This window comes from Nocardioides pelophilus (assembly GCF_014180685.1).
In the GTDB taxonomy this organism is placed as follows: Bacteria; Actinomycetota; Actinomycetes; order Propionibacteriales; family Nocardioidaceae; genus Nocardioides; species Nocardioides pelophilus.
Map to the genome: position 1 here is coordinate 30,155 of NZ_JACEHF010000002.1, position 22,181 is coordinate 52,335.

The 22,181-nt window shown below is 66.9% G+C and carries 26 protein-coding genes; 8 read left to right on the forward strand and 18 right to left on the reverse strand.

Annotated features, from left to right (window positions below; genetic code table 11):
• Positions 1 to 180 precede the first annotated feature (180 nt).
• Positions 181 to 309 (forward strand): hypothetical protein, encoded by a 129-nt coding sequence (locus H0488_RS24485; RefSeq protein WP_281369464.1) that lies wholly within the window; start codon positions 181 to 183, stop codon positions 307 to 309.
• A 195-nt stretch (positions 310 to 504) separates the two neighbouring features.
• Here the strand turns inward: H0488_RS24485 and H0488_RS01090 are convergent, their stop codons facing one another.
• Both H0488_RS01090 and H0488_RS01095 read right to left on the reverse strand, forming a co-directional pair.
• On the reverse strand, positions 505 to 1,659 hold the full coding sequence (locus H0488_RS01090) for a NaeI family type II restriction endonuclease (RefSeq protein WP_220794075.1): 1,155 nt from the start codon (positions 1,657 to 1,659) through the stop codon (positions 505 to 507).
• Positions 1,660 to 1,700: 41 nt separating this feature from the next.
• Positions 1,701 to 2,840, reverse strand: coding sequence for a DNA cytosine methyltransferase (locus tag H0488_RS01095; protein ID WP_183097475.1), 1,140 nt, complete (start codon positions 2,838 to 2,840; stop codon positions 1,701 to 1,703).
• Positions 2,841 to 3,073: 233 nt separating this feature from the next.
• Here H0488_RS01095 and H0488_RS01100 point away from each other — a divergent pair, with 233 nt between their 5' ends.
• Complete coding sequence (locus H0488_RS01100; protein ID WP_183097476.1) at positions 3,074 to 3,526, forward strand: very short patch repair endonuclease; 453 nt, start codon at positions 3,074 to 3,076, stop codon at positions 3,524 to 3,526.
• 1 nt (position 3,527) lies between these two features.
• Here H0488_RS01100 and H0488_RS25345 read toward each other — a convergent pair whose 3' ends face one another.
• Positions 3,528 to 3,779, reverse strand: a complete 252-nt coding sequence (locus H0488_RS25345; RefSeq protein WP_446685599.1) for a hypothetical protein — start codon at positions 3,777 to 3,779, stop codon at positions 3,528 to 3,530.
• Positions 3,770 to 3,910 carry a hypothetical protein gene (locus H0488_RS01105; RefSeq protein ID WP_183097477.1) on the reverse strand — a complete coding sequence of 47 codons (141 nt, stop codon included), beginning with the start codon at positions 3,908 to 3,910 and terminating at the stop codon, positions 3,770 to 3,772. Before H0488_RS01105 ends, H0488_RS25345 begins: the two co-directional genes overlap by 10 nt.
• Positions 3,911 to 4,006: 96 nt before the next feature.
• Here H0488_RS01105 and H0488_RS01110 point away from each other — a divergent pair, with 96 nt between their 5' ends.
• Positions 4,007 to 5,374 carry a restriction endonuclease gene (locus tag H0488_RS01110; protein ID WP_183097478.1) on the forward strand — a complete coding sequence of 456 codons (1,368 nt, stop codon included), beginning with the start codon at positions 4,007 to 4,009 and terminating at the stop codon, positions 5,372 to 5,374.
• Positions 5,375 to 5,490: 116 nt separating this feature from the next.
• Positions 5,491 to 5,826: a hypothetical protein gene (locus tag H0488_RS01115; protein WP_183097479.1), complete on the forward strand. Its 336-nt coding sequence runs from the start codon at positions 5,491 to 5,493 to the stop codon at positions 5,824 to 5,826.
• A gap of 206 nt (positions 5,827 to 6,032) precedes the next feature.
• Here H0488_RS01115 and H0488_RS01120 read toward each other — a convergent pair whose 3' ends face one another.
• The 6 genes from H0488_RS01120 to H0488_RS01145 all read right to left on the reverse strand — a co-directional run bounded on the left by H0488_RS01120 (position 6,033) and on the right by H0488_RS01145 (position 10,168).
• A complete protein-coding gene (locus tag H0488_RS01120; RefSeq protein ID WP_084255024.1) occupies positions 6,033 to 7,271 on the reverse strand; it encodes a tyrosine-type recombinase/integrase in 1,239 nt (412 codons plus the stop codon).
• On the reverse strand, positions 7,258 to 7,446 hold the full coding sequence (locus H0488_RS01125) for a helix-turn-helix transcriptional regulator (protein WP_028655352.1): 189 nt from the start codon (positions 7,444 to 7,446) through the stop codon (positions 7,258 to 7,260). The genes H0488_RS01120 and H0488_RS01125 overlap by 14 nt, the downstream gene beginning before the upstream one ends.
• 34 nt (positions 7,447 to 7,480) lie before the next feature.
• Positions 7,481 to 8,767 carry a hypothetical protein gene (locus H0488_RS01130; protein ID WP_183097480.1) on the reverse strand — a complete coding sequence of 429 codons (1,287 nt, stop codon included), beginning with the start codon at positions 8,765 to 8,767 and terminating at the stop codon, positions 7,481 to 7,483.
• 23 nt (positions 8,768 to 8,790) lie between these two features.
• Entirely contained in the window at positions 8,791 to 9,090 is a 300-nt protein-coding gene (locus H0488_RS01135) for a hypothetical protein (RefSeq protein ID WP_028655354.1), read from the reverse strand.
• A 116-nt stretch (positions 9,091 to 9,206) separates the two neighbouring features.
• The gene (locus H0488_RS01140; protein ID WP_145726337.1) at positions 9,207 to 9,743 is read right to left on the reverse strand and encodes a hypothetical protein; all 537 of its coding nucleotides are present in this window, start codon (positions 9,741 to 9,743) and stop codon (positions 9,207 to 9,209) included.
• Between the two features lie 11 nt (positions 9,744 to 9,754).
• Positions 9,755 to 10,168 (reverse strand): single-stranded DNA-binding protein, encoded by a 414-nt coding sequence (locus tag H0488_RS01145; protein ID WP_028655356.1) that lies wholly within the window; start codon positions 10,166 to 10,168, stop codon positions 9,755 to 9,757.
• 219 nt (positions 10,169 to 10,387) lie between these two features.
• Here H0488_RS01145 and H0488_RS01150 point away from each other — a divergent pair, with 219 nt between their 5' ends.
• Positions 10,388 to 10,717: a hypothetical protein gene (locus H0488_RS01150; RefSeq protein WP_183097481.1), complete on the forward strand. Its 330-nt coding sequence runs from the start codon at positions 10,388 to 10,390 to the stop codon at positions 10,715 to 10,717.
• Here the strand turns inward: H0488_RS01150 and H0488_RS01155 are convergent.
• From H0488_RS01155 to H0488_RS01170, 4 genes are all read right to left on the reverse strand, one after another.
• The gene (locus H0488_RS01155) at positions 10,703 to 12,409 is read right to left on the reverse strand and encodes a TraM recognition domain-containing protein (protein WP_246371282.1); all 1,707 of its coding nucleotides are present in this window, start codon (positions 12,407 to 12,409) and stop codon (positions 10,703 to 10,705) included. The genes H0488_RS01150 and H0488_RS01155 overlap by 15 nt on opposite strands.
• A gap of 47 nt (positions 12,410 to 12,456) precedes the next feature.
• On the reverse strand, positions 12,457 to 12,921 hold the full coding sequence (locus tag H0488_RS01160; RefSeq protein WP_028655357.1) for a hypothetical protein: 465 nt from the start codon (positions 12,919 to 12,921) through the stop codon (positions 12,457 to 12,459).
• Positions 12,918 to 13,922 carry an ArdC-like ssDNA-binding domain-containing protein gene (locus tag H0488_RS01165; RefSeq protein ID WP_376768437.1) on the reverse strand — a complete coding sequence of 335 codons (1,005 nt, stop codon included), beginning with the start codon at positions 13,920 to 13,922 and terminating at the stop codon, positions 12,918 to 12,920. The genes H0488_RS01160 and H0488_RS01165 overlap by 4 nt, the downstream gene beginning before the upstream one ends.
• Before the next feature lie 672 nt (positions 13,923 to 14,594).
• Entirely contained in the window at positions 14,595 to 15,554 is a 960-nt protein-coding gene (locus tag H0488_RS01170) for a cytochrome P450 (protein WP_246371284.1), read from the reverse strand.
• On the opposite strand from H0488_RS01170, the gene H0488_RS24490 reads away from it, so the two are divergent.
• Positions 15,553 to 15,678 carry a hypothetical protein gene (locus H0488_RS24490; protein ID WP_281369465.1) on the forward strand — a complete coding sequence of 42 codons (126 nt, stop codon included), beginning with the start codon at positions 15,553 to 15,555 and terminating at the stop codon, positions 15,676 to 15,678. The genes H0488_RS01170 and H0488_RS24490 overlap by 2 nt on opposite strands.
• A gap of 410 nt (positions 15,679 to 16,088) precedes the next feature.
• On the opposite strand, the gene H0488_RS01175 is transcribed toward H0488_RS24490, so the two are convergent.
• Positions 16,089 to 16,346, reverse strand: coding sequence for a hypothetical protein (locus H0488_RS01175; protein WP_028655360.1), 258 nt, complete (start codon positions 16,344 to 16,346; stop codon positions 16,089 to 16,091).
• Between the two features lie 329 nt (positions 16,347 to 16,675).
• Here H0488_RS01175 and H0488_RS01180 point away from each other — a divergent pair, with 329 nt between their 5' ends.
• The gene (locus H0488_RS01180) at positions 16,676 to 17,362 is read left to right on the forward strand and encodes a TetR/AcrR family transcriptional regulator (protein WP_183097484.1); all 687 of its coding nucleotides are present in this window, start codon (positions 16,676 to 16,678) and stop codon (positions 17,360 to 17,362) included.
• 31 nt (positions 17,363 to 17,393) lie between these two features.
• A complete protein-coding gene (locus H0488_RS01185; RefSeq protein WP_145725477.1) occupies positions 17,394 to 19,733 on the forward strand; it encodes an MMPL family transporter in 2,340 nt (779 codons plus the stop codon).
• A gap of 746 nt (positions 19,734 to 20,479) precedes the next feature.
• Here H0488_RS01185 and H0488_RS01190 read toward each other — a convergent pair.
• Genes H0488_RS01190 through H0488_RS01200 form a run of 3 tightly spaced genes read right to left on the reverse strand, consistent with a single transcriptional unit; the run spans position 20,480 to position 21,812 of the window.
• On the reverse strand, positions 20,480 to 20,983 hold the full coding sequence (locus H0488_RS01190) for a PaaI family thioesterase (protein WP_145725476.1): 504 nt from the start codon (positions 20,981 to 20,983) through the stop codon (positions 20,480 to 20,482).
• Entirely contained in the window at positions 20,976 to 21,569 is a 594-nt protein-coding gene (locus H0488_RS01195) for a TetR/AcrR family transcriptional regulator (protein WP_145725475.1), read from the reverse strand. The genes H0488_RS01190 and H0488_RS01195 overlap by 8 nt, the downstream gene beginning before the upstream one ends.
• Before the next feature lie 9 nt (positions 21,570 to 21,578).
• Positions 21,579 to 21,812 (reverse strand): hypothetical protein, encoded by a 234-nt coding sequence (locus tag H0488_RS01200; RefSeq protein ID WP_145725474.1) that lies wholly within the window; start codon positions 21,810 to 21,812, stop codon positions 21,579 to 21,581.
• Positions 21,813 to 22,181 lie beyond the last annotated feature (369 nt).

Genomic DNA, 22,181 nt, shown 5'->3' on the forward strand with positions numbered 1-22,181 from the left:
CTTCGCGAGAGGACGTCGCGTCCGCGGCGCGCGGCTTCGCAGTCTCGACCTTCGTCACGCGGCGAACGCTGTGCGCGCCACAGGTCTGCGTTCGGCGTCCTTATCCACAGAAGGACACCTAGCGGTAGAGGTGGCGAGTAGTCGGACCTATGTCTGGGCCAGTCCCCTTGGAGGTATCCGATGATCGTCTTTCTGGCCGTACCCGTGATCTTCATCGTCGCCCTCTGCCACCGAGCGCTCCACCGCCGCGCTCCGTCGAACAAGCCGTACGTCGTGCATGGAGGTCGGAGCTGTCCTGGCGAGTCGTGATGGCTCAGACGCTGCTCGCCCTTGGGCTTGCGTTCGCCGTCCACCTCGCGCTGATCGCGATTGACTCTGGCGCGAGTAGGTCCCTGTTCCTTGTCGTGATGTTGCTCGCGTGGGACAGCATCAAGTTCGCCGTGTCGGCCAGCTTCTTGCTCCTGCGCTTGCTAGCGAACCTTCTTTTGCGCGGCGGCAGCTCGCTCATGTCCAGAAGACGTCGAGCCGTTGGGGCAGCTTCGGCGCGGGAACGACCGGCTCGTCCGCGTGAGCTCGCGCCCATCGCTGTTCCGCAACGCTGAAGAACGGCCGGCTGTCGGTTGCCTCCACCGGAACGACGCGGGTGGCGATCCACTCGCCCTTGACCGGGACTGGAAGTTGCAGGGCCTTGGCAATGTGGGGATGCGACTCCTGGTGCCCGAGGACCAGAAGCCCCTCATCGCAAAGATTCAGTCGGGCGTCACGAGCACGCTTGGGAGCGTCGTCCTGTTGGGCGACCGTGAGCACCATCTGGCGACTGACGATCGAGTCGCGGACCTCCCGGAACAGCTGATCGACCCGAGCCTGACCCGACCGGGGGAACGAGAAGATGCGATCCCGTGCCGCTGGGTCCATGTGGAGCAGCAGGTTTCGTGGAAGGTCGATCTGCAGCCCGCCCCAGAGCCAGTAGACGTCGCGCGCCGAGGCGTCCGCGAGCCGTCTCTTGTTGTCGCGGTTGTATGCCCTGCCCACATCGCCGGTGTTCTTGTCTGTCCGCCACCGCAGACGCTCGTCGGTGATCTTGACGAGTCCGGCTGCCCAGGTGCTGGTGTCGTCGTTGATCCAGGTGAGCAGAGCGGGGTGGTCGGCCTTGCCCTGCCTGCCCTCATGGTCCGCGCAGCGGTACATCTCCATCGGGATCTCCCAACCACCGAGATCCTTCGAGAACTTGCAGTCGACGTCGCGGTCCGCGACGCGCCAGTCGAGATCATGTCCGTTGGCGAACTCGAACTCCTTGGTCAGGTTGACCTCAACGGCGGTGCCCAGGTAGGTCTTCTCGGTCTTCGAGAGATGTTGATAGGCCCAGCGCCCAGTGCGCTGTCCATCCAGCAGCTCGTCGAGCGAGTCGCGCAGCGCCCAGCGGAATCTCTCGCGTGCGTCAGGCTCGTTCTCGAACCACGCGACGATGTCTGCCAGCTCCTGCGGCACGGTCTGCTCGAGCCCGCTGCGTATCGACCACGCGGCGGGGGTCTTCCCCATCGGCTCGGCTGGGGCTGGATGCGTACGAAAGGTGTTTCGTCGGCGCCTGATCGCGCGGGCGCGCGAGTCCTGTGTCGGCGTCCTCAACTGGTCGTCGAGCGGCAGGGCTTCCTGATTCACCGCGCCAGTCTGTCAGCCCGTGGCGGGCTGGGACTCAACTGTCAGGCGATGAACGGGCGGACCTGCTTGGCGATCGCGCGTGCCAGTCCAGAAGGAACGGCGTTGCCGATCTGCTTCGCGATGGCGGTCTTCGTCCCGACCCAAAGGTAGTCCTTTGGGAAGTCCTGGATGAGGGACGCCTCGTAGTGGGTGATGACTCGATCGACGGACTTCCCGGGGTCGCCCTTGATGTACTTCGGATCGTCGCCACGGCGCTGTCGGCCGGGCACCCACTGAGGGTGGAGGTAGGCACCCTTCTCGGGCTTGAAGAACTCGGTTCGGATCGTCAGCGACGGTGCGTCCCACCGCATGCGGCCCATGACGTCCGTCGTACCTGTGGGCTTCTCCCGCCAGCAGCGGGGGAGTAGCTCGACTGGCACGTCGAACCTGCCGCCTCCTGGCGGCACGTACGAATACCGGTCGAGCGACATCTGATTGGGATTGCGGCGGAAGTGGATGTCGAGTCCCTTGAAGACGCCCGGCATGGGTTCGCCGAAGAACTCGGTAACAGACTCCGGCAGCTCCGTCGTATCCGGACGAGCAGGCAGGCCCTCGATGGCATCACGAACGGTTCGCCACGGCAGCAGCCCCGAGCCTGGTTCTGGCGCCCGGGCGTGTGTCGGGTTCGGAAGCTCGATCTTGCCGACCCGTGAACCGATGACGATGGTTCGCCGGCGCCGCTGCGACACGCCGTAGTCGGCCGCGTTCAGGACGCCATACGAGATCTCGTAGTTCTTGAGAACGCCGTGATCCACCTCGTCCAAGAGCATCTGGAACTCTGGCGACTTTGAGAAACGGTCAACATTCTCAATGACGAAGACCTGGGGCTTCGCGGTCCGAATGAACCGCATGTACTCCCGCCACAACTGGTTCCTCGGGTCGTCGAGCTTCTTCAAGCCCAGATTCGAGAAGCCTTGGCACGGCGGGCCGCCGATCATGAGGTCGGCCAGGGGGATCTGACGCTTCTCGACTGCGGCGATGTCGCCGGCGATTACGTGGTCCTCGCCCCAGTTGGCCGCGTACGTAGCGGCGGCGTGCAGGTCCCACTCCACCGCGAGCACCGGCTCGAAGCCCTCGTCGTGGAACCCGACCGTCATGCCTCCGCAGCCTGCAAAGAGGTCGATCACGGTCGGATTGGTCATGGCACGTAGCGTATGTTCCGGCGCCGACAGTTTCGGAAGCAACGCCGTGGCGTGACCGGAGTGACGCATGTGACGCGAACCTGCTACGGGATCTGGGTCGGGGCTCTTCATGTGCCCAACTGTCGGGCCACGCGTTGAGAGTCGTCGCGTGGCGGCGCCATCCTGTGGAGAACGGCGTCTGAATCGGCGCCATGAGGAGCAACCGGCGTGGTTGGAGGACGGAGGTCGACGCGATGCCCGAGTCCTCGTCCTGGGCTACCTCGGAAGCCACACGCCGATCGATGCAGGGCAACCGCGGGCGGGACACCGGCCCCGAGATCGCCGTCAGGCGGATCGTGCACGCGCGCGGTCTTCGGTACCGGGTCGACGCGCGCCCTCTCGCAGCGCTGAACCGTCGGGCGGATCTGGTCTTCTCGCGAGCCAAGGTCGCGGTGTTCATCGACGGGTGCTTCTGGCACGGCTGTCCCGACCACCACACGGTCGCGAAGGCGAACGCGACGTACTGGGCGGAGAAGGTCGCGGGCAACCGCTTGCGCGACGTGGACACGTCACAGCGACTGAAGGACGCGGGATGGCTTGTTCTCCGCTTCTGGGAGCACGAGCCGCCGGGCGAGGTTGCCGAGGCGATCATCCACGCGGTGCAGGACCGACGCGGGGCCGTTGTGCACCACGATCGCCCAGACTGATCTACCCGGGAACGACCTCGACATTGACCGCGCTGATTGCGTCCAGCGTCGAAGGAGTCACGTCGATGCTGACGAGATCTCCGTGCGGCCCCGGCCCCTCGCCGACGATCAGGGCCCGGCCGTTGATCGTGTCGTCGGGAAACAGGCCGGCATGAAGCCGGTGCGCGACCTTGGTTGCCAGCAGGTTCGTCGGGAGACCGCGGTTCTTTCCCGACTCGTCGAGCCAGAGAACGGAGCCGCCGTCTATCTCGATCGCCTCGAGAGAGCCCCCATGATCTCAGCGATGCGGCCGGACACATTGACGGCCGCGGGGCGCAACGTGGCGACGTCGTCGCAGGCGTCGATGATCAGCACCAACACCGGAGCAGTCGGATCGAACGCCATCCCGCAATTGTCGCCGCCCGTGCCTTGTGTCTGCCACGAGGCCCTCGGGCTCGGTAGCTTGTACGCCTCACTCGAATCTGGCGAGAGGAACCTGTGGTGGATCGGTCGCGCGTCGACATCGTGTGGCCTGCGCCCACCGGCGAACCGAGCCCGAGACATCTCTTCATTCACGACGAACTGCGCTACGCGAAGCGGTCGAACCAGATCGAAGTGGTGCACGACGGCTTCCTGAACTATCACTGGCTTCTCAGCCCTGCGGAACTCGGGCGCCCCATGGTCATGCTCGAGGCAGGCATCAACGCTCCCTCCGAGGTCGTTGGCCCCGACGGCCCCAGGCGCGCACTGATCGCCATCCGGTCGAGTCCGTGGAAGGCGGGCCACGAGAGCAATCCTTGGCATGACGAGTTCGACCTCGATCATGGTCACGTTCGCTACTTCGGAGACCACAAGCCGGGGACGGTCGGTCTGCCCGGCGCGACCAAAGGCAATCGCCTACTTCTAGAAGCGGCTCGATTGCATGCCGGGACGACGCTCGACGAGCGACTGCTAGCCCCACCTTTGCTCTTGTTCCGCAGCCTGACCATCTACCGTGACGGTCGGGCCATCGTGAAAGGGCATGTCGAGTTCTGCGGCGCGGCAATCATCGAGCGCCTCGAGCATGTCGTCCAACGAGACCCGGAGTCGGGCCGCAGTTTTCCGAACCTGTCCCTCGACCTGGCTGTCGTGTCCGGGGGAGCGGTCGACGGAATCGATCTTCGGTGGATTGATGATCGCCGGGACTCCAGCCTGACGGCCGAGGAGGCACTTCGCCACGCCCCTGAATCGTGGGTGCGCTGGGTGAAGCAGGGGCGGATCGCGATTCCAGGCGTGCGGCGGCGAGTGCTGGCCAGCACCGTTCGCACTAGCAGGGAGCAGCAGCCCGCGCCCGGGAGCCCGGATGCAGACGTCCTGCGCGAGCTGTACGAGTTCTACGACGGACGGAAGCATTCGTTCGAGCTCCTGGCGGCCAGGGTAGCTGCGGACGTGCTTCGCGAGTCGGGTGCTCGGTACAAGGAAGGGTGGCTGTCCAGATCGTCTGGCGACGGGGGAGTCGACTTCATCGGTCGCATCGACATGGGCTCGGTAGCGGCCAGCACGCCGGTCGTCGTGCTCGGCCAGGCCAAATGCATCCTCCCGTCGTCAGCCGTCTCGCCCGAGCAGGTCGCACGCGTCGTCGCCCGGCTTCGCCGCGGCTGGATCGGGGTCTACGTGACCACCGGTTCCTTCTCCCGACAGGCGCAGATCGAGATCATCGACGACCAGTATCCGGTAGTCCTGATCTCTGGAGGCACGCTCGCAGCTAGCGTGCGCAAGATGGCCCAGGCGAACTTCGGCGGGGACCTGAGAGCCTTGCTTCAGTCGACGATCGACGGCTACGGCGGGGCAGTCACGCACCGTCGCCCCGAAGAGGTCCTCTCGATCTGAGCACGCCTCGGCGAAGCAACGCCCCAGGAACTCGCCATGGCCGGGAACCACTTCCCGCCCTCCACAGGTACGGCGTTGTCGTCCCGCTCGTCCAATTCAGAGCGGAAGATGTACCCATGGAATCCGTTGGCTATGAGATCGGGGTCTTCCGCGCTCGTGTGACACGAGACGGTGAGGCGCTAGCGCGCGATGGGCACCCGTACTTCTCGATGAATCGCTTGGTCGAACGACACCGCCCTGAAGGGGAGCGGGCACTGTTCGAGATCCAGTTTGCCGACGGCGTATGGATGCTCGTTCGCGAGGACGATCTGGTCGCCGGGACCATCGGACCGGTCGAGTTGGCGCGTCGCTCATGGGGTGCACTGGGTACGCACAAGGATGAGAAACGGCGCCTGACACTGGAAGACGTTGAAAGACGTTTTCGCAGGTCAGACGCCGTTTCAGGCATCTAGCCGCAGGTCAGCGAGACCCCGGAATTAGATGTCGTAGTTCTGACGCCGGGTGGCCCCTGACCTGCTCAAACGCTCGATTTCAGGGCTCGTGGGCCGCGCCGTGGCCGCACGTCACCGAGTCGCGACACGCGCCGGCGACGGCAGTTCGATCCCAGTTTGACCCTTTCACGGCTCTGGCCACGGTCATGAAGCCAAACCCCGCGTGCTCAGACATCATCGTCGTCGCCCTCGTCTGGCTCATCGTCCTCCGTGAGGCCTTCGTCTGGTTCTGCGTTGTCTGCGTCGTCTGGGTCGGGCTCCGGCGTCTGGTGCCCGAACACGGCGTCGACGGCGCGCTTGGTGCGCTCGGCACTGTCCTCGACGAGGTGGGTGTAGGTGCGCAGGGTGAAGCCTGGGTCGGCGTGACCGAGGTATTCACTCAGGGCCTTGATCGACTCACCTTCATGGAGCGCTGTGCTGGCGTAGAAATGCCGGAGAGCGTGGCTGCCGTTCTCGCGTGTCATGGGCACCCCCGCTCGCTTCAGCGCCGGCTTCCAGATGAACGTGTTGATGTAGTTCCGGCCCAGCGCCTTCTTCTCGCGGCTGTACAGGAGTAACGAGAAGGTCGTGGGCTTCCCATCCGTCCTGTCCCACGGGAGCGTTACCTCGATAGGTGGGTAGGCGGTCATGTGCGCGTTGATCGCCTCCAGGACCGCGTCGGGCAGCGGAATGTCTCGGACCTTCCGTCCCTTCGGCAGGCCGAACATCTGCTTGTTGCCGACCAGCTTGACCTGGCGCCGAACGTGCACCTCACCACGGTCGATGTCGATGTCCTCGGGGGAGAGTCCGAAGATCTCGCCCTGCCGCATGCCGAGTCCGGCACCGAGCCAGACCATGAGTTGGTAGCGCGGCGGCAACTCGTCGCGGACGGCGAGCACTCGATCCCGGGTCCAGGGCACGACCTTGTGGTGCCCGCGCTTCGGGCGGCGGACGGACCGCGCTCGACACGGGTTCGCGACGATCAGGGCGTCGTCGACCGCCGCCGTGAAGACCGTCGACACGTTCGCGAAGATGATCAGTCGATAGGACGGCGCGAGATCCGTGAGCGTGCGAAGCCAGCCCTGGATCGTCGATGGCTGGATGTCGTTCAGATTCCGTTTCCCGAGCACCGGAAACGCGTGCAGGCGGAACCTGAGCTCGACGGCGACGTGGGTGCCTTCATCGAAGGTTTGGGCCGCGAGCCACTTCCGGGCGTAGGTCTCGAAGAGGATCTTGCCCGCGTCAGGGTCGACGTACTGACCGCGCACGAGATCGGCTGAAATCGTGGCCGCGAAGCGGTCTGCGTCGACCTTGCGTTTGAAGCTCTTGTTGCGCTCCTTGCCGTCCGGACCGCGCCAGCGGACGCGGTAGGACCTCAGGACCTGGCCGTTTTTCCCGCGGCGCTCGCGCCGTTCAACGTGGGCCATGGCGATCCGCCAGATGTTCGTCCAGCCATGCGCGCACAGCGGCCGGCTCGTACCGGAGGTGCCGGCCGACGCGATAGGCCTCAGGGCCGGCGCCCTTGTGTCGCCACTGGTAGAGGGTCGCCACCGGAATGCCGAGGAACTCGGCAACCTCGTCCACCGAGAGCAGACTCTCCATCTTCTGCCTTTGCCGGGGAACGGACGCCTTCGCGCTAGAAACCTGGGACATCGGGCTGCGCTCCCTTCTCGAGCGGACGGTGAATCAGGGCGGCATGGAGATCGATCCGGCTCGCGCCTGGCGAAGCCGCGACGGGCTTTGCCGGCGGCCGCAGGTGCTCACGCGCGGTTCTGATGACCTCGAGGTCGGCCGCACGGGCGACTGGCACGAAGCGCTCGCGAACGGGGTGGACCAGCCGTCCCTCGCCGCTCACCAGCCGCGGGACAGTCACGCGCTGGACGAATGCCCCGCGCTCGACACCGGCTTCGAGGACATCGCTGATGCGCTCGTCGATGCGGCGGAAGAGTGTCTGGAAACCACCGAGCATCCGCGGCTCGATCACGGTGTCGGCTGGCAACGCCTTCATTCGGCTGACCGCGTTCGCTGCCTCTGTCGTGGCGCCGGCCCCATTGCCGAGTCGTCCTCCGACGTTGCGGAGCTCGCGCTGCATCCGCGTGTACGTCGCGGTGCGGGCTCGCCATTGCTCGGCCAGCTCGGGATCGACGCGTTCGGCGTACGGAACTAGTTGCGAGCTGAGGAGGCGCTGGGAGTCGACGATCAGACGCAGGTTCATGGCGTTCGGGAACGACTTCAGTCGGACCAGGAGGTTGTGCTCGGCCTGGAGCACTCCGAGGATCCCCGGCTTGGCCGGTCCGCGGATCGGCTTGGTCCGCGGGCGCCATCCGGTTTGGTCGACGCTGTAGTCGGGCTGCCCGAGACTGACGGCGAGCGCCGTAGCGAGTGCGGCCCACCCGAGGCGATCGCAGCCAGGGAGCGACTCCCAGTCAGGTGTGTTCCGATAGCGACGATCAAGCACGACCAGTGCTTGGCTGATCGCCGCGACGTCGCCTGCGATGGTTCGGGCCTGGGCTGCCGTGAGGTGGACCGCCAGGTCGGGCGCGGTGTCGTGCTCCGCGAGTGCCGCGGCCCGGGCCGCCAAGCGCCAGTGTTCGACGACGTCGTTCGAGCTTGGCGTCGCGAGCTCAGTACTGGACGCGGCGGGCGCAGTTGCCTGGTCGCGAGCGAGTTCGAGGGCCCGCGCCAGCTCGCTGATTGCCGCGCCGTGCTCGGTCGTCGCGCGGAACGGGTCCGCCGGCTTCGGCGGGATGTTCGGGAACGTGAGCGGCTGTGCCACACGGATGGCTTGCGCGCACCAGACGATGAGCGCGTGCCTGAAGCGAAGGATCTGCTGCCCGACCTCAGTCCGCTCGGCGGGCGAGTCAGCGGGGAGGCGGTGCATTACCCGGTGCTGGCGCAGGAGCGCAGCCAACTCCGTGCGCATTTGGGCACCGTTCTCGCCATACATCAGCCGATGTCCAGATCGTGTGCGTCGACGAGCATTGCCAGGATGAGCTCGACCGACAGGGGGTCGACGCCGTAGTTCTCGAGCTCCTCAACCGCGTTGCTCGCGACGGCGAGCAGGATGTCGCGGTCGTCCGTGAGGTCCTCGGTGTTGAGCGCCGGGCAGTCGTCGGCGTGGACGCGGTCGAGTTCCAGGAGCACCCGCTCGTAAGCGGACGACGCCTCGAGGGTCAGAGCCTGGTCGGCGAGGGCGGCGACGTACGACCTGGCTTGGGCGAGGGTCTGTGTGTGGTGGAGAAGCATGTTCCCTCCTTCAGGGGTCGGGAATCGACCGTGCGCCGGTGATCGCTCTCAGTCGTCTTGCGGCGCGAATGCTGTGGACGAATGTGGGCGCGACTCGGCCATGGCACGTATCCGGCTCACCCAATGAGTTCCTGATTCGCGATTGCCTCGATCCGGCGACGACGCAGAACGTCTTCGCGGATGAACTCGACGAAGTCCTTGTTGCGGTCGCGGATCTCGATCTCGCCGCCTTCATCAGCGGGGAGATCACCGGGCCAGGTGGTCTGCCTAGTCGGGCGGTCGCGGTCGAGCCGAGTGCCGCAGATCGAGACCCAGTCCCGAAGTCGGCTGCGAGCTTCGGCGAAGTCCCGCATCCAGCTGATCGGAGCCGACGGCGATGCCGACTCGTGGTAGCAGCTGAGCCAGTGGCAGTGCAGCGCCGACAGTTCCCAGACAAGCTCGTCGTGGCGATGCCAGTACGGCGGCACGATGTTCGGCGGGAGACCGAACGTGTTCTTGAGCCACTTGACCCACTGGTCCAGGTCGTGCCACTCGATCTCGGCCTGCTCCGCGTCCAGCAGGTTCCAGTTGATCGGAACCGGCGGTCGCTCCAGGAGATCGGCCACGCTGCGGTAGCCGTCAGGGTCGTTGGGCTCGTCCGGGTACGGACTCATGGCGAGCCCGATCAGAGGCCAACGGCGGGCGGCTGGGGCACGGATGTCAGGGACCGGTCAGCAGCGTGCCGGCCGCGCTGGACGACGTAGTCAGTCTTGTTGACGTTGTGGCCGATCTTGCGGGCGACGAACTCCTCCTTGATGACGCTGCCCTCGCGGCCGTCCACCTCGTACTCGTGGACGTAGCCGCTGGCCACGAAGGAGTCGCCCTTGCGGAAGCGGGCGTAGGTCTCGCGGGCCGTGCTCTCGAAGGCGACCATGTCGTGGAAGGTCGGGTCGAGCTTCGTGAAGCTCCCGTCGACCTCCTTGCGCCACTGCTCGATGCCGACGCGCATGCGGCAGCACTCGGCGCCGGCCTTGGTGAAGTGAAGTTCGGGTGCTGAGGCGATGAAGCCGACCAGGCTCATCTGGGTGGGGATGGACATGCTGCCTCCTGATATCGAGCGGACTCCGGTTTAGCTCCGCGTTCAGTCATCAGGTGCGTTGGCCCTCCCAGCAGATGCCTGTTCCTTGACGGGAGCAGGCGCGTCGCTCGGTTCGGCAATGTGGAGCGCAGAAGGCCCCGCAGAGTGGATCATGTGGTCCATGACCGCTCCGCTCGAACTTCGACTCGCAGGCGGTGATCCATCGGTGGCAGTGATTTTGTGTTCCGCGCTTCCGCGGATTACGCCGACGACTTGACCACAACGCTTCAACGCGCGGGCTTCCATGCAGAGGTTCCGCTCTCGCATGCAGCCCACGGCCAGCAGGCGATTGAGATTCTCGTGAGCCTCGGGAAGGCAGCGGCAGGAATCGATGCCCTCGCGAAGGTTCTCGCTGCTGTTCTGGCAAGGCACGACAAGAAACGCGTTGTGCTTCCTGACGGGACCACCCTGGACGGCTACGGCGCAGCCGGCGTTAGCAAGGTTCTCAATGCGCTTCACGGCAACGGTTCCGGGTCAGCCCCGGATCCGGGTCCGTCAAGCGGGATGTGACCGCCGGGCGTCAGCACCGCCCGATCCTTGACGCATGATCCAAGGTCGGAGGTCCGCAACGAGTGGCGGAGCGCTACGCAAGAGCACGAGCCCGGTACCGAACGGGAGGGTGCGGATCCGCTCGGGCGGCATCACTGGCGCCCGTCGGGTCGACCGCTGTAGAGAGCGGGCGCCGTAGTCGCTGATCGTCACTGTGTCGGAGCGCTCGTCGCGGTCGCCGATGAGTACAGAAAGTTCCTGGAGGTCCTTGGAAGCCGACGCTCCGCCGAGGATGACTTTGACGATCGAGGCGTCCCAGATCGTGCTGGCGGCGTGGTCACCCCATTTGTTGCGCGCCTGTGAGAGCGACTGGAGGACGGGCATCGTCGTGATGCCGGTCCCGCCGCCCTCCGCCATGAGGACTGGAAGGGAGGGGAGCGGGGCGAGGTTGCCGATCTCGTCGAGCGCCAGAAGAAGCGGGGGATCAAGCCGTGCGCCGGTGGAGCCGGCCGCGAGGTGCCGGGCGACTTCGGTGAGGTCCTCAATGAAGGCCGCCACGAGTGGCCAGGAAGCGCCAGCGCCGGCGCCGGTCCCCAGTAAGTACAGCGTCCCGTTCTGCAGAAGGAAGTCGCGCGGATCGAAGGCGTCGTCTGGGTCGGGACTCACGGCGTCGAGCACAGCCGGATCGGCCAGGCACGCGAGGGCTTGGCTCACCGCCATCCAGATCGAGTCTCGGGTGCGCGGGTCGGCGTTGATCATCCCGTCGAGAGCATCCGACCAACCTGGCGCGGCTTCGGGTCGGCTGGCGAGGATGCCGACCGCATCGAGCGCAGCCGAGGGCGACAGCGACCACTCGAAGAGTGCGCGGGTGGGTAGACGCTCGATCGCAGCCGCGTGGAGCAGGGATTGGAGTGCTGATCTCGCCTTCCCCTCCCAGAAGCCACCGGACTCGACTCCGCCGGACGACAGACCGGTCGTCGATGCGAGACCGGCAGCTCGGATCATCGCGGTTAGTGGCTGCTCGCAGCCGCGGATGGGGGACCAGCGGACTCCGGTCCCGTCGACGATAGGGAGTCCTGCAGTGAGGTGCTGCGGGTCGAAGACCGCCACCGGTCCGCGTTTCTTACGGGCCGCAATGGTGGCGACGATGTTGTCGGGGCGGGTGGACGTCGTGACGACGGCACCGGGCGCGTCGAGGATCGCGTTGATGACGAGGTGCAGGCCCTTGCCGGACCGGGGCGGTCCGATGACCAGGATCGAGTCCTCGACCGAGGCCCAGATCTCTCGGCCGCAGCTGCGCCCGAGCAGGTAGCCGACATCCTCCGGCCGCGGCCGGCCGATCGAGGGGCGGAGGGTCTCGCCTCTGCGTACGAGTGCTCGCTTTGACGCCACCAGGTCGATGTCGCGGCGGGTGGCGATGCCCTCGATCTTGTGAGGATCCTGCTTGGTGCGGTGGCGCAGTTGCGCGATGACGGTCCAGACGAGCCACGCAGCGATGGCGACCAGCGTCAGCATGGCTGCGACGACGAGCCAGTACGCCGCGGCGGACAGGCCGGGTGTGCCGAGCGCCGTTCCGGGGTGCCCTGGGTCAGTGAGGACACGAAGCCCGCTGGCCATACCTCCGCGGGGCCCCGGCGCACCGGCCAGGAACGCTGCGACCTCTCCGGCGACTCCGAGGGCGAGCCCAAAGCCGAAGAGGGCGGTGAGACCCATCAGAGCAAGGTTGACGAGCTCGTCATTCGCGCTGCGAGCATTCGGATTCATGCCTGCGCCTCGACTGGCGCGACCGTCAGCGAGGTCAGACCGAGGAGAACCAGCCCTTGGCGTGTTCCGGTCAACAGCGCCGGTGGGAGGTTGATTGCGGCATTGCCGTTGGCATCGGCTTCCTGGCGTGCCACGACGTAGGCGAGGGCGACCTGTTCGCCTGGGCGGAAGCCGGCGCCGGCAAGTGCCGCTGTGGCTGTCTCCGGCTCGGGCTCCATGGCATTCGGAGCCGTGCTCTCCGCGGGAGTCTCGATGTCCGAGTACGTCGTGCCGTCAGCCTCGTGGACTTCGACACGCACAGCAGTGCCGAGCCTCGCAGTGATCTCGTCGAGGACCGATCGGAGGTCGCTGCGAGACAACCTTCGATCGTCGGCGTGTGGCTGCCCGTCGACGCTGACCTCGAGCCGGCCGGCGTTGTCGATGTCGAAGCGGACGGTGGTGAGGACGACTGGGACCTTCATAGCCCGATAACCGATCCGTCGCGACGCGTGCCGGTGATGGCAGGCGCCATCCCAGCTCGGTGGCTGAGTGGCTCTCGATCGAGACCGGGCGGGGTGCCGTCGCCGACCTTCTGGGTGTCGAGCTTGTCGAGCACGCTGAGCGCCGTGTTCCTGACCCGCTCGGCCGTCGACTGGACGACCTCGACCGGCGTCTTGCCGGGGACGCTCGCTGCCCACGTCGAGACGTAAGGGACGGTGTACGACGAGGTGTCGAGCCCGTGCGCTGCGCCGACCATCAGCGCGATCGACTCCGCTTCGACCTCCGCGATCCCACGGTGCAGGGTCGCGTCGGCGGCGAGGTCTGTGGAGATGACGTTCTCCTGAGGAGGGTGGAGAAGGACATGTCCGAGCTCGTGGGCCAGAGTCTTCACCTGGGCGGCGTCATCCATGTCCGTGCGTACCGAGACCTCGCGGGCGAGGAAGTCGGTCAGCCCATTGGCGCCACCGATCGCCGCCGCGGAGGAGACCAATCGGAGCTCAAACCCGAGAGCCGTGATCTGATCGGCGAGACCGTCCCAGAGACCGGCAGGCGCCTGGCCGTGCAGTAGGGTCGGGCGGGGCAACTCGGGCAGGGGATCGCCGGCCGTCTGCGAGACGTCCCAGACGTGGGTGGGCTTGAGGCCGACGAGCTTCGACCTCACTGACTCCCCAGAACCCGGCTTCTCGCCGCGCGAGAGACGACGCCACGACGCCGGGTCCGACGGGTTCGCGGAGGCGAACCTGGCAGTGACCGGCGCGAGAATCCCGTAGCCGTGCTGGCCCTTCTCGACATGGCGTCCGAGCGTGAGCCACTGGTGGAAACCGGCCACGTACGTCGGCGTCGGTTCGGGCACGCGTCCCTCTTTGAACGCAGAGTAGTGCTGGGCGTAGATCAGCATCGTGTTGTTGAAGCTGCGCGAGCGGAACTCGGCGGCAAACGTCAGCGCTCGCTTCCAGTCATCACCCGTGACGAGCGCGGACACCGACGCTGAGAGTTGTTGCTGTAGGGCCTCGAGCTTCGCCTCGCGACGGTCTCGGGCGCCGGGCTGGCCGGTCATCCCGGTTGCCGAATCGCGTCGGGCGGCGATGCATCGCGGCAGGGCAGCGCGCCGCACCTCAGTATGTGCTTGTCACGCCCGTGTGTGGGCAGCGGACACAGAGCGGATGAGCCATCGCTCTGGCTAACGGTTTCGCAAGACTGTCGACGCATGCTCGCCTCGCTCGAAGTCCATGGCTGACGGGGTTGGGCGTTGCCGGGGACCCCCTGTTGATCCGGCACTTCTAGGTACGCGGGCTGAGCCGGCTTGGAGCATGAGCTGGTCGACCGTACGCGCTGGCAGTGTCCGCGAGTGGCTAATGACCATGTCACTCGACCTCAATCACGGCTGATAGCCGCAGCCGGCGGCAGAGCGGTGTAGCGCTGGCTACGCTGCGCCGTTTCAATGCCTATGAGTTCGTGATCGCCTCCGCGATCCGCCCGCAGGTCGCGGCTGGATTCCATGGTGCGACGTTCCTCGCGTCGCCGGAGCCGATTGATCGCCCGCGTTTCGTGGAGACTCTGGTGTGTCCCGATCCTCCGTCAGCCCCCTGGGCGATTCAATCGCTGACGGGCTGTTGCTGCCGCCTGGGCCCCGGGGGCCCATGGAGACTTGCCCCTAATCCAGGGGAAGCGAGACGTAGCCGCGGATGGGGCCAGAGCGGAGTCGAACGGCCGAGTCGAGGTCGACCTGCCAGTCCGGCTTGCGGGCCAAGAGTGTCTGCAGGGCGATGCGCGCTTCGAGCCGGGCCAGCGCCGCGCCGAGACAGAAGTGGATGCCGCGTCCGAACGCGACCTGCCGTTCTGGCGCGCGGTGGAGGTCGAAGTGATCCGCATTGGGGAAGGCTTGGTCGTCGCGGTTGGCGGATCCGAACAGAAGCAGCACGGTCTGGCCAGCCGTCATGTGTTGTCCGTGCACGTCGACCGGGCGGGTCAGGGTGCGCGAGAGGCCCTGGACGGGGGAGTCGTAGCGGAGCAGTTCCTCCACGGCGCTGGTGACGAGCTCTGGGCGGTTCGCCAGTTCGCGGCGGCTATCGGGATGCTGAGCGAGCACGACCGCGCTGTTGGAGAGAAGGTTCGTGGTGGTCTCGTGTCCGGCCACGAGCAGGAGCAGGCAGAAGCCGAGCAGTTCCTCCTCGCTGAGGCGTTCGCCGTCGGCATCGGCCTGGACCAGGGCGGTCATGAGGTCGTCCTGCGGGTGCGCGCGTCGTTCCTCGAGGAACCCTGAGAAGTACTCGTAGAGCGACGCCGCGGCGTCCAGGCCGGGGCCGAACTCGCCGCGGGTGGGGTTGGATTGGATGAGGGTGGTGGACCAGATACGGAACCGGTCACGGTCTGCGCGTGGCACGCCGAGCATGTCGGCGATGACGACGGCGGGGAGGGGACCGGCGAACCCGGAGACGAAGTCCCACCCGCCGGATTCTGGCGAATCGTTGAGGAGGTCCTCGACGATGGTGTGGATTTGTGGTTCGAGTGCGGCGATTCGCCGGGGGGTGAAGGCCTTGCTGACGATCTTGCGCAACGCGGTGTGCCGCGGTGGATCAGTCATGATGAGCATGGGCAGGAACAACTCGGTCATGTCGACCCCCGGAGGGGTCGGGAAGATCCCGGACGCCGAGGAGTACGTCGCCGGGTCGGCGAGAGCTGCGCAGACGTCGTCGTATCGGCTGAGCACCCAGGTGTTCGCCTGCTCCGACCAGTAGGCGGGGGCTTCGCTGCGAAGCTCCCGGTAGATCGGGTAGGGGTCGGCGATGATGTCGGGATCGAAGGGGCTGTAGGTCAGCTGTTGGTTGCCCATCGGCGCTCTCCAAGTGGTGTTCGTCCCGTGCCTTGCGCGGAGGCGCCCGCTCACGCCGCTGCACTCCTGCCGGAATCTGGTGTGTCTCGCCTGGGCGTCCTGCGAGGGCGCTGCCGGAAGGTGGTGATCCCGTCAGGGCCGAGGACCCCAGAGGTAACTCTCGGTCTCGACAATGTGTTTGTACTCCGAGTACAACACACCCCCACAGTTCAGGTCGAGACCTCTGGCAGAGTCGAGGGGTCGTTCCCGGGCCCTGTCAGAAGTGGGCGGGCCAACAGGTCTGACGTTCGTCGGCGCCCCGTCGCCCTCGGGCAATCACGTTCGCCGCGCGGTTCGTCTCAGAATGAGGCCCAGAGCCGCTGCGGCGGCGATCAGGTCCTGGCTCAGCAGTGCGGCCGGCATTCCCAGGATCCGTTGGGGGATGTGGTGTTGGTCGTAGGGCGACGTGCCCGGTATGAGCAGGGTCAGGTTGAACGGCGCCCAGCGGGCGATCGGCAGCAGAGCCGCTGCGGTGATGAGACGCTCCGAGGAGGGGGCGCCCGACTGGCGGTTGCGCAGCAGCCAGAGCGCCACAAGTCCTTCCGTAGTCGCGCTGACGACCTCCGACGTGCCGTGCCAGCGGGCGTGCGGCCCGTACTCGGGGCCGAAGGTATGGCGGCGGTTCCAGTCTGCGAGCCACGGAAGCGTGGCCGAGGCGAGGACAGAACCAGCGATCAAACGCAGGCCCAATCTGGCTAGTCCGCGGCGGGCCTCAGGGACGCGCGAACCCTCGGTCCCGGAGTGACCTCCTGGTGTCATCGCCATTCCCACTCACCTCATCGTCGAGCCTCGGCCGGCCCTGGCACGGCGCGGACGCCAGTCGGGCAGCCCTGCGACCCATGGTGCCCAGGACCGTCCTCCTCATGCCGTCCGACGTGGCCCCATCTCGACGGCCGGGGTGCGTAATGGGCAATCTTGCCCAATGGGCACATTCCTGTGAGAGTGGCGTCGTGATCGAAGGCCTGAGGGAGAGGAAGCGTGCGGCGACCGCGCGGGCACTTGCCGAGGCCGCCTTCGACCTGGCGAAGGAGCGCGGCCTGGACGGGTTCGTGATCGAGGAGGTCGCGGAGATGGCTGGGTACTCGCGCCGTACCTTCGCGAACCACTATCCCTGCAAGGAGGCGGCGGTGGCATCGGTCGCCTACGCCGGTATCGAGGCAGCCGCCGATGCACTCGAGGAAGTGTCGGAGGGACGGGGGTTGCTGGATGCGGTCGAGGTCGTGCTGCGGCTGCAGCTGACGACCACGGGACTGTCCCGGATGCGGGAGGTCTTGACGTTGGCGCGCGCGAATCCCTCGTTGGAGCCACACGTCTACCACGTCCAACACCGGATGCGGTTGGAGGTCGAGGAGCGAATGGTCGCCGTGGCGGCCGGGCGCTACCCGCCTTCGTACGTCACGCTGCTGGTCGGCGCCGTCTACGGCATGGTCTCCTCCGCGCTCGAGGGGCTCGTCGACGTCCGCCTTCCTGGCGAACTTCCCAGTCGCGGGGCCGTGGAGTTCGACGACTTCCTGACCGAGGTCTTCAAGCACCTCCGTAACGGCTTCTGACCCGCACATCACCCGCTGAGGAGCAGCCCCGATGTCCACATTCTTGTACCACCTCGGACGCGGCTGCTACGGCAGACCCTGGCCCTTCATCGTCGGGTGGCTGTTGGTGCTGGCTGCGGTGGCGGCTGCGTTGGTGGTCAACGGGGTGAAGGTGACCTCGGAGATGAAGATCGACAACACCGAGGCCCAACAGGTCCTGGACCGGGTCACCGAGGAGCTACCGCAGGCTTCGGGTGGCCAGGCGAGTGTCGTGTTCACCGTCCCGGACGGCGAGCGGCTGGAGACACCGGAGCGGATGGCCGCCATCGCCGAGACGGTGCGGGAGGTCTACGAGCTGCAGCAGGTCGTCAACCCGGCCGAACTGAGCCAGGGCCAGGGCCAGGCACAACCTCAGGCAGAGCCGAGGGTCGACCAGCCGCAACGGGAGTCGGAGACGACCGCGCCGCCGTACCGGCCGATGGTCGTCGACGGGACCCCGGTGCCCGGCGTCCTGGTCTCGACCCGGGCACCGGTGGCGCTGCTCCAATTCCAGTTCACGGTGCCGTCCACTTCGCTGACCGACGAGCAGGTCTCTGCGGTGTTGGAGGTGGTCGAGGATGCGGAGCAGGGAACCGGCCTGCAGGTACTGCCGAGTGACTCGCTTAAGGCGATCGAGATCCCGGTCGGCGCGGCCGAGGTGGTCGGTCTCGCGGTCGCGGCCGTGGTGCTCGTCCTCACGCTTGGCTCGCTCGTCGCCGCCGGTCTTCCTTTGATCACCGCCCTGGTCGGAGTCGGGGTGGGTGTGGGGACGGCGTTTGCGCTGTCGACGTCGGTGGAGATGACCACCGCAACCCCGGTGCTGGCGTTGATGATCGGCCTCGCCGTGGGCATCGATTATGCGTTGTTCGTGGTCAACCGGCAGCGGCGACTGATCATCGACCGCGGCCTCGATGCCCGCGAGGCAGCTGGCCGTGCGGTCGGGACCGCGGGCAGCGCGGTGCTCTTCGCCGGCCTCACCGTGATCGTGGCGCTGGTCGCGCTCACCGTCATCGGGATCTCGATGCTCACCACCATGGCCTTGGTCGCCGCGGCCACGGTCCTGCTTGCCGTCCTCATCGCCCTGACCCTGTTGCCGGCCATGCTCGGACTGATCGGAGAGCGGATCGTCTCGGCCAAGACGCGGCAGAAGGGACACAACAAGCGGGAGAGGCAGGGCAGCCACAGCGTGGCCGACCGGTGGGTCAAGGCGGTGCTGCGGTTTCGCTGGCCGGTGATCCTCGGTGTGGTGGCGGTGCTGGGCGTGGGCGCTGCTCCCGCGGCGAGCATGGACCTGGGGTTGCCGACGGGTGCGACCGCGAACACCGACACGGCCGCCCGGCAGAGCTATGAACTGGTGACGCAGGGGTTCGGTGAGGGGTTCAACGGGCCGCTGCTGGTGACCGTGGAGTCCTCGGAGGGTGCTGCCCTCGACGGCCAGACCCTCGCTGCGGTGAGCCAGCAGCTGCAGCAGCGTGACGAGGTGGTGGCCGCGGTGCCTGTGGGCACCAGCAAGGACGGGCAGATGACGGTCCTCAGCATCATCCCAACCTCCGGTCCGGACGACGACGCCACCGCTGACCTCGTCAAGGCGCTGCGTGCACCCAGGTCGGCGGTCGCACAGGAGTACGACGTCGAAGTCGGTGTCACCGGCTTCACCGCGATCGGGATCGACATGTCCGACCGGCTCGCCGAGATCGTGCCGCTCTACCTGGCCATCATCGTCGGACTGTCGCTGATGATTCTGCTGGTGGTCTTCCGGTCACTCGTGGTCCCGATCCAGGCCACGCTCGGATTTCTGCTCAGTATCCTGGCGACCTTCGGGGTGACCACCGCGGTGTTCTCGTGGGGGTGGCTTGGCTGGCTGGTGGGGATCGACACCGGCGGGCCGTTGTTCAGCTTCGTCCCGGTGATCGTCACTGGAATCCTTTACGGGCTGGCGATGGACTACCAGGTCTTCCTGGTCTCCTCGATGCGCGAGTCCCACGTCCACGGCCACCACGGCCAGGCCGGCGTGGTGCACGGTTTCGACCAGGCCAGCCGGGTCGTGGTCGCCGCCGCGGTGATCATGGTCTCGGTGTTCGCCGGATTCATCTCCAGCCACGACGTGATGATCAAGCAGATCGGGTTCGCGCTCGCGATCGGCATCCTCATCGACGCATTCTTGGTGCGCATCACGTTGACCCCGGCGCTGATGGCACTGTTTGGCGACAAGGCATGGTGGCTGCCGCCTTGGCTGGACCGGATCCTGCCCGACCTCGACGTCGAGGGTGACCGACTCCTGCGGATGCTCACCGAAGGCGAGGGCAGCGAGGGGACGCCCGGGATCGACGCCGTGAGCAAGGCAACCGACTGACCATCCAAGGACGCCGCCACGGCGGAGCCCATGCCGGCCCGGCACGACCACAGTCGCCGCACAGGGTGGGTGTGGCGGCGCGGACTCAGGCTCGGGGAGATTCACCTCGGTAGGGGCGCCACCGGTGGGTCCGGGGTGCCTTCGACGCCTTCTCCGCGTGCGCTCCGTTCGAAGGACACTGGTCCTGCAAGAACAGCTCAACCTCACGCAGGCCGCGAGCGACGTCATCCTCGAGCCGGTGTGCCCGCCGCTCCTCGCGCCGCTGAAGCCGATCCCGATCCCACTCCTGCCAGGCGCGGTAGCCGCCGTATCCCATCCACCAGCAGCTCCCGAAGGCGATCAGTCCGCCGTAGAGCCACCACATGGCGTTTAGCACCGCGTCGGAGAGCAGGTCAGCCATCTGGTGCCAGGCGTGTCGGTCATGCATGGGTTACCCGCCTCACGTGGACGGGACGAGAGGACCGTCCAATCAGCAGGCTACATGCGATCGCGCATGTATGTAAGTCTTCGAGGGCAGCGTTGGGTGGGGCTTGCCGGAGCGGCCTTGAGGAGGAAGCGCGCCGGCGTTCCAGCCGGGGGCGCGCGAGCGGCCGGAGGTTGGGCCGCATCTGTCTCGCCTGAGGGCGTCGTGACTGGGGAGCCCGGTGTATCTCGCGCCGTGGGGGCACCGAACCTCCGCGGATGGTCAGCGGACACGCAACAGGCGCCCGTTGGTTGGCGCGAAGCGGTCTGGCCGCCGTGGAGAGTCAGCCGGTGGGGGATCCCGATGGAGTGCCTTGCGCGAAGTGCTCGGCGCCCACTTTGACGAACACGGCCGTCGAAGTGATGACGGTGGGACCGTCTGGTGCGGCTGCGCTGGCGGCGACGAACAACTTGCGTCCGTCGCGTCGGATGACGTCGGCTTGGAGTCGGTAGGTCGTTCCGATCAGCACCGGCGCCAGGTAGTCGATGGAGAGCTGGCGGGTGACAGCGGGCCCGCCCTCTAGGAAGAGAAGGAACCCGTAGAGGTCATCGACGACCGTGGCCACGGCGCCGCCATGGACGATCCCAGGGGCGCCTACGTGGCGGTTGTCGAAGGTGTGCCAGGCGTGCACGCCATCGCCGTGGCGGACGGATCGAAGGTGGTGCCCGTGGGGGTTGTGCGGTCCGCACCCCAGGCACTCGTCGTGGTGGGGCGGCAGGTCGGCGCCGTCGGGGTAGCTGACGAACTTCTCCGCCCACGCCGCGAGCAGCGTTTGCAGGTCAGCCACGAGGCCGTCCTTGTAGGCGTCGCGCCCAGGCGTCCAGGGCCTCGGCTTGACGCTGACCTGAATGCGGACTCAGCAGGCCGCTGACCCCTCGACCGAGGAGGAGGTCGAGGGTGAGCCGGATCTCCACAGGGTCCTCGGTGACGTAGGTGCGGCAGATCTCGGCGAGCTCGGCGTTGACGCGTTCTTCGGCGGGAACCAGCTCGGCCCGTAGGGCCTGATGAGCGCGAGCTGCGACCCACAACTCGAGGCTCGCGGCGTACAGGGGGCCGGAGAGGGCCTCGGCGAGCAACCGGAGCGCCGTCTCCCTCTTCCCTGCTCCGGCGCCAGCGGGTCCGAGGAGGACCATCTGCTCTCGGGCCCGGCGTAGGCGTTCCTGCGCCAAGTGCTCGACGGCCGAGACGACCAACTGGTCCCGTGTACCGAAGTGATGCAGCTGGGCGCCGCGCGAGAGACCTGCCCGCGCCGCTACCGCGGCACTGGTCGTGCCCGCGTAGCCGAGTTCGGCCAGGCAGGCCACCGTGGCGTCCAGGAGCGCCAGCCGCGTCGCGGCCGAGCGCTCTTCTTGGGTTCTGACTTGGACCGGCACGGGGAGAGACTACATGCATGCATGAACGCACGTTGCTTCGAAGGGCGGGGCAGCGGGCCGCTGAAGGTTGCGCACCACAGTCGCGATCCGCCGCTGTGCGCTGCCCCCGGGCTCCGGAACGTGGAAGACCACGGCGATCTCGCCGGCCATCGACAACTGCGACGCCCGTAGAGCGCTGGGAAGATGAAAGAAGATCTGCGCCGCCATCGAGGCGTCGCTGGTGAGGAGGTCGAGCGCGCCCACGACCACGACGCCGGCGATCGGCGCGAGGCCCAAAGAGGCGGTGGCGCTCGTCGAACCGGTGGGCCACGACGGCGATGACCGGGACGGTCAGAACCACAAGCTTGCGATCACGATGTCTATGCTGCCGAGTCCCTGCTCGTCCAAGGGGCGGTGAACGCGGTCGTGGTCCCTGCGACCCCGGTCAGCGTCGCGATAGGCCGTGTCGCGGTCGGTGGCGCTCCGGGGAAGCAGCCAGCTCAGACGGCATGTCGTACCCCAACTGCGCCACGACGTCGAGGGTCGGCGCTAGTCCGAGCCACTTCCGATCCGCACAGCAAGCCAAGGCCGGCACTCGATCCCCTTGCGCGGCACAATCGGATGGCTCAGCGG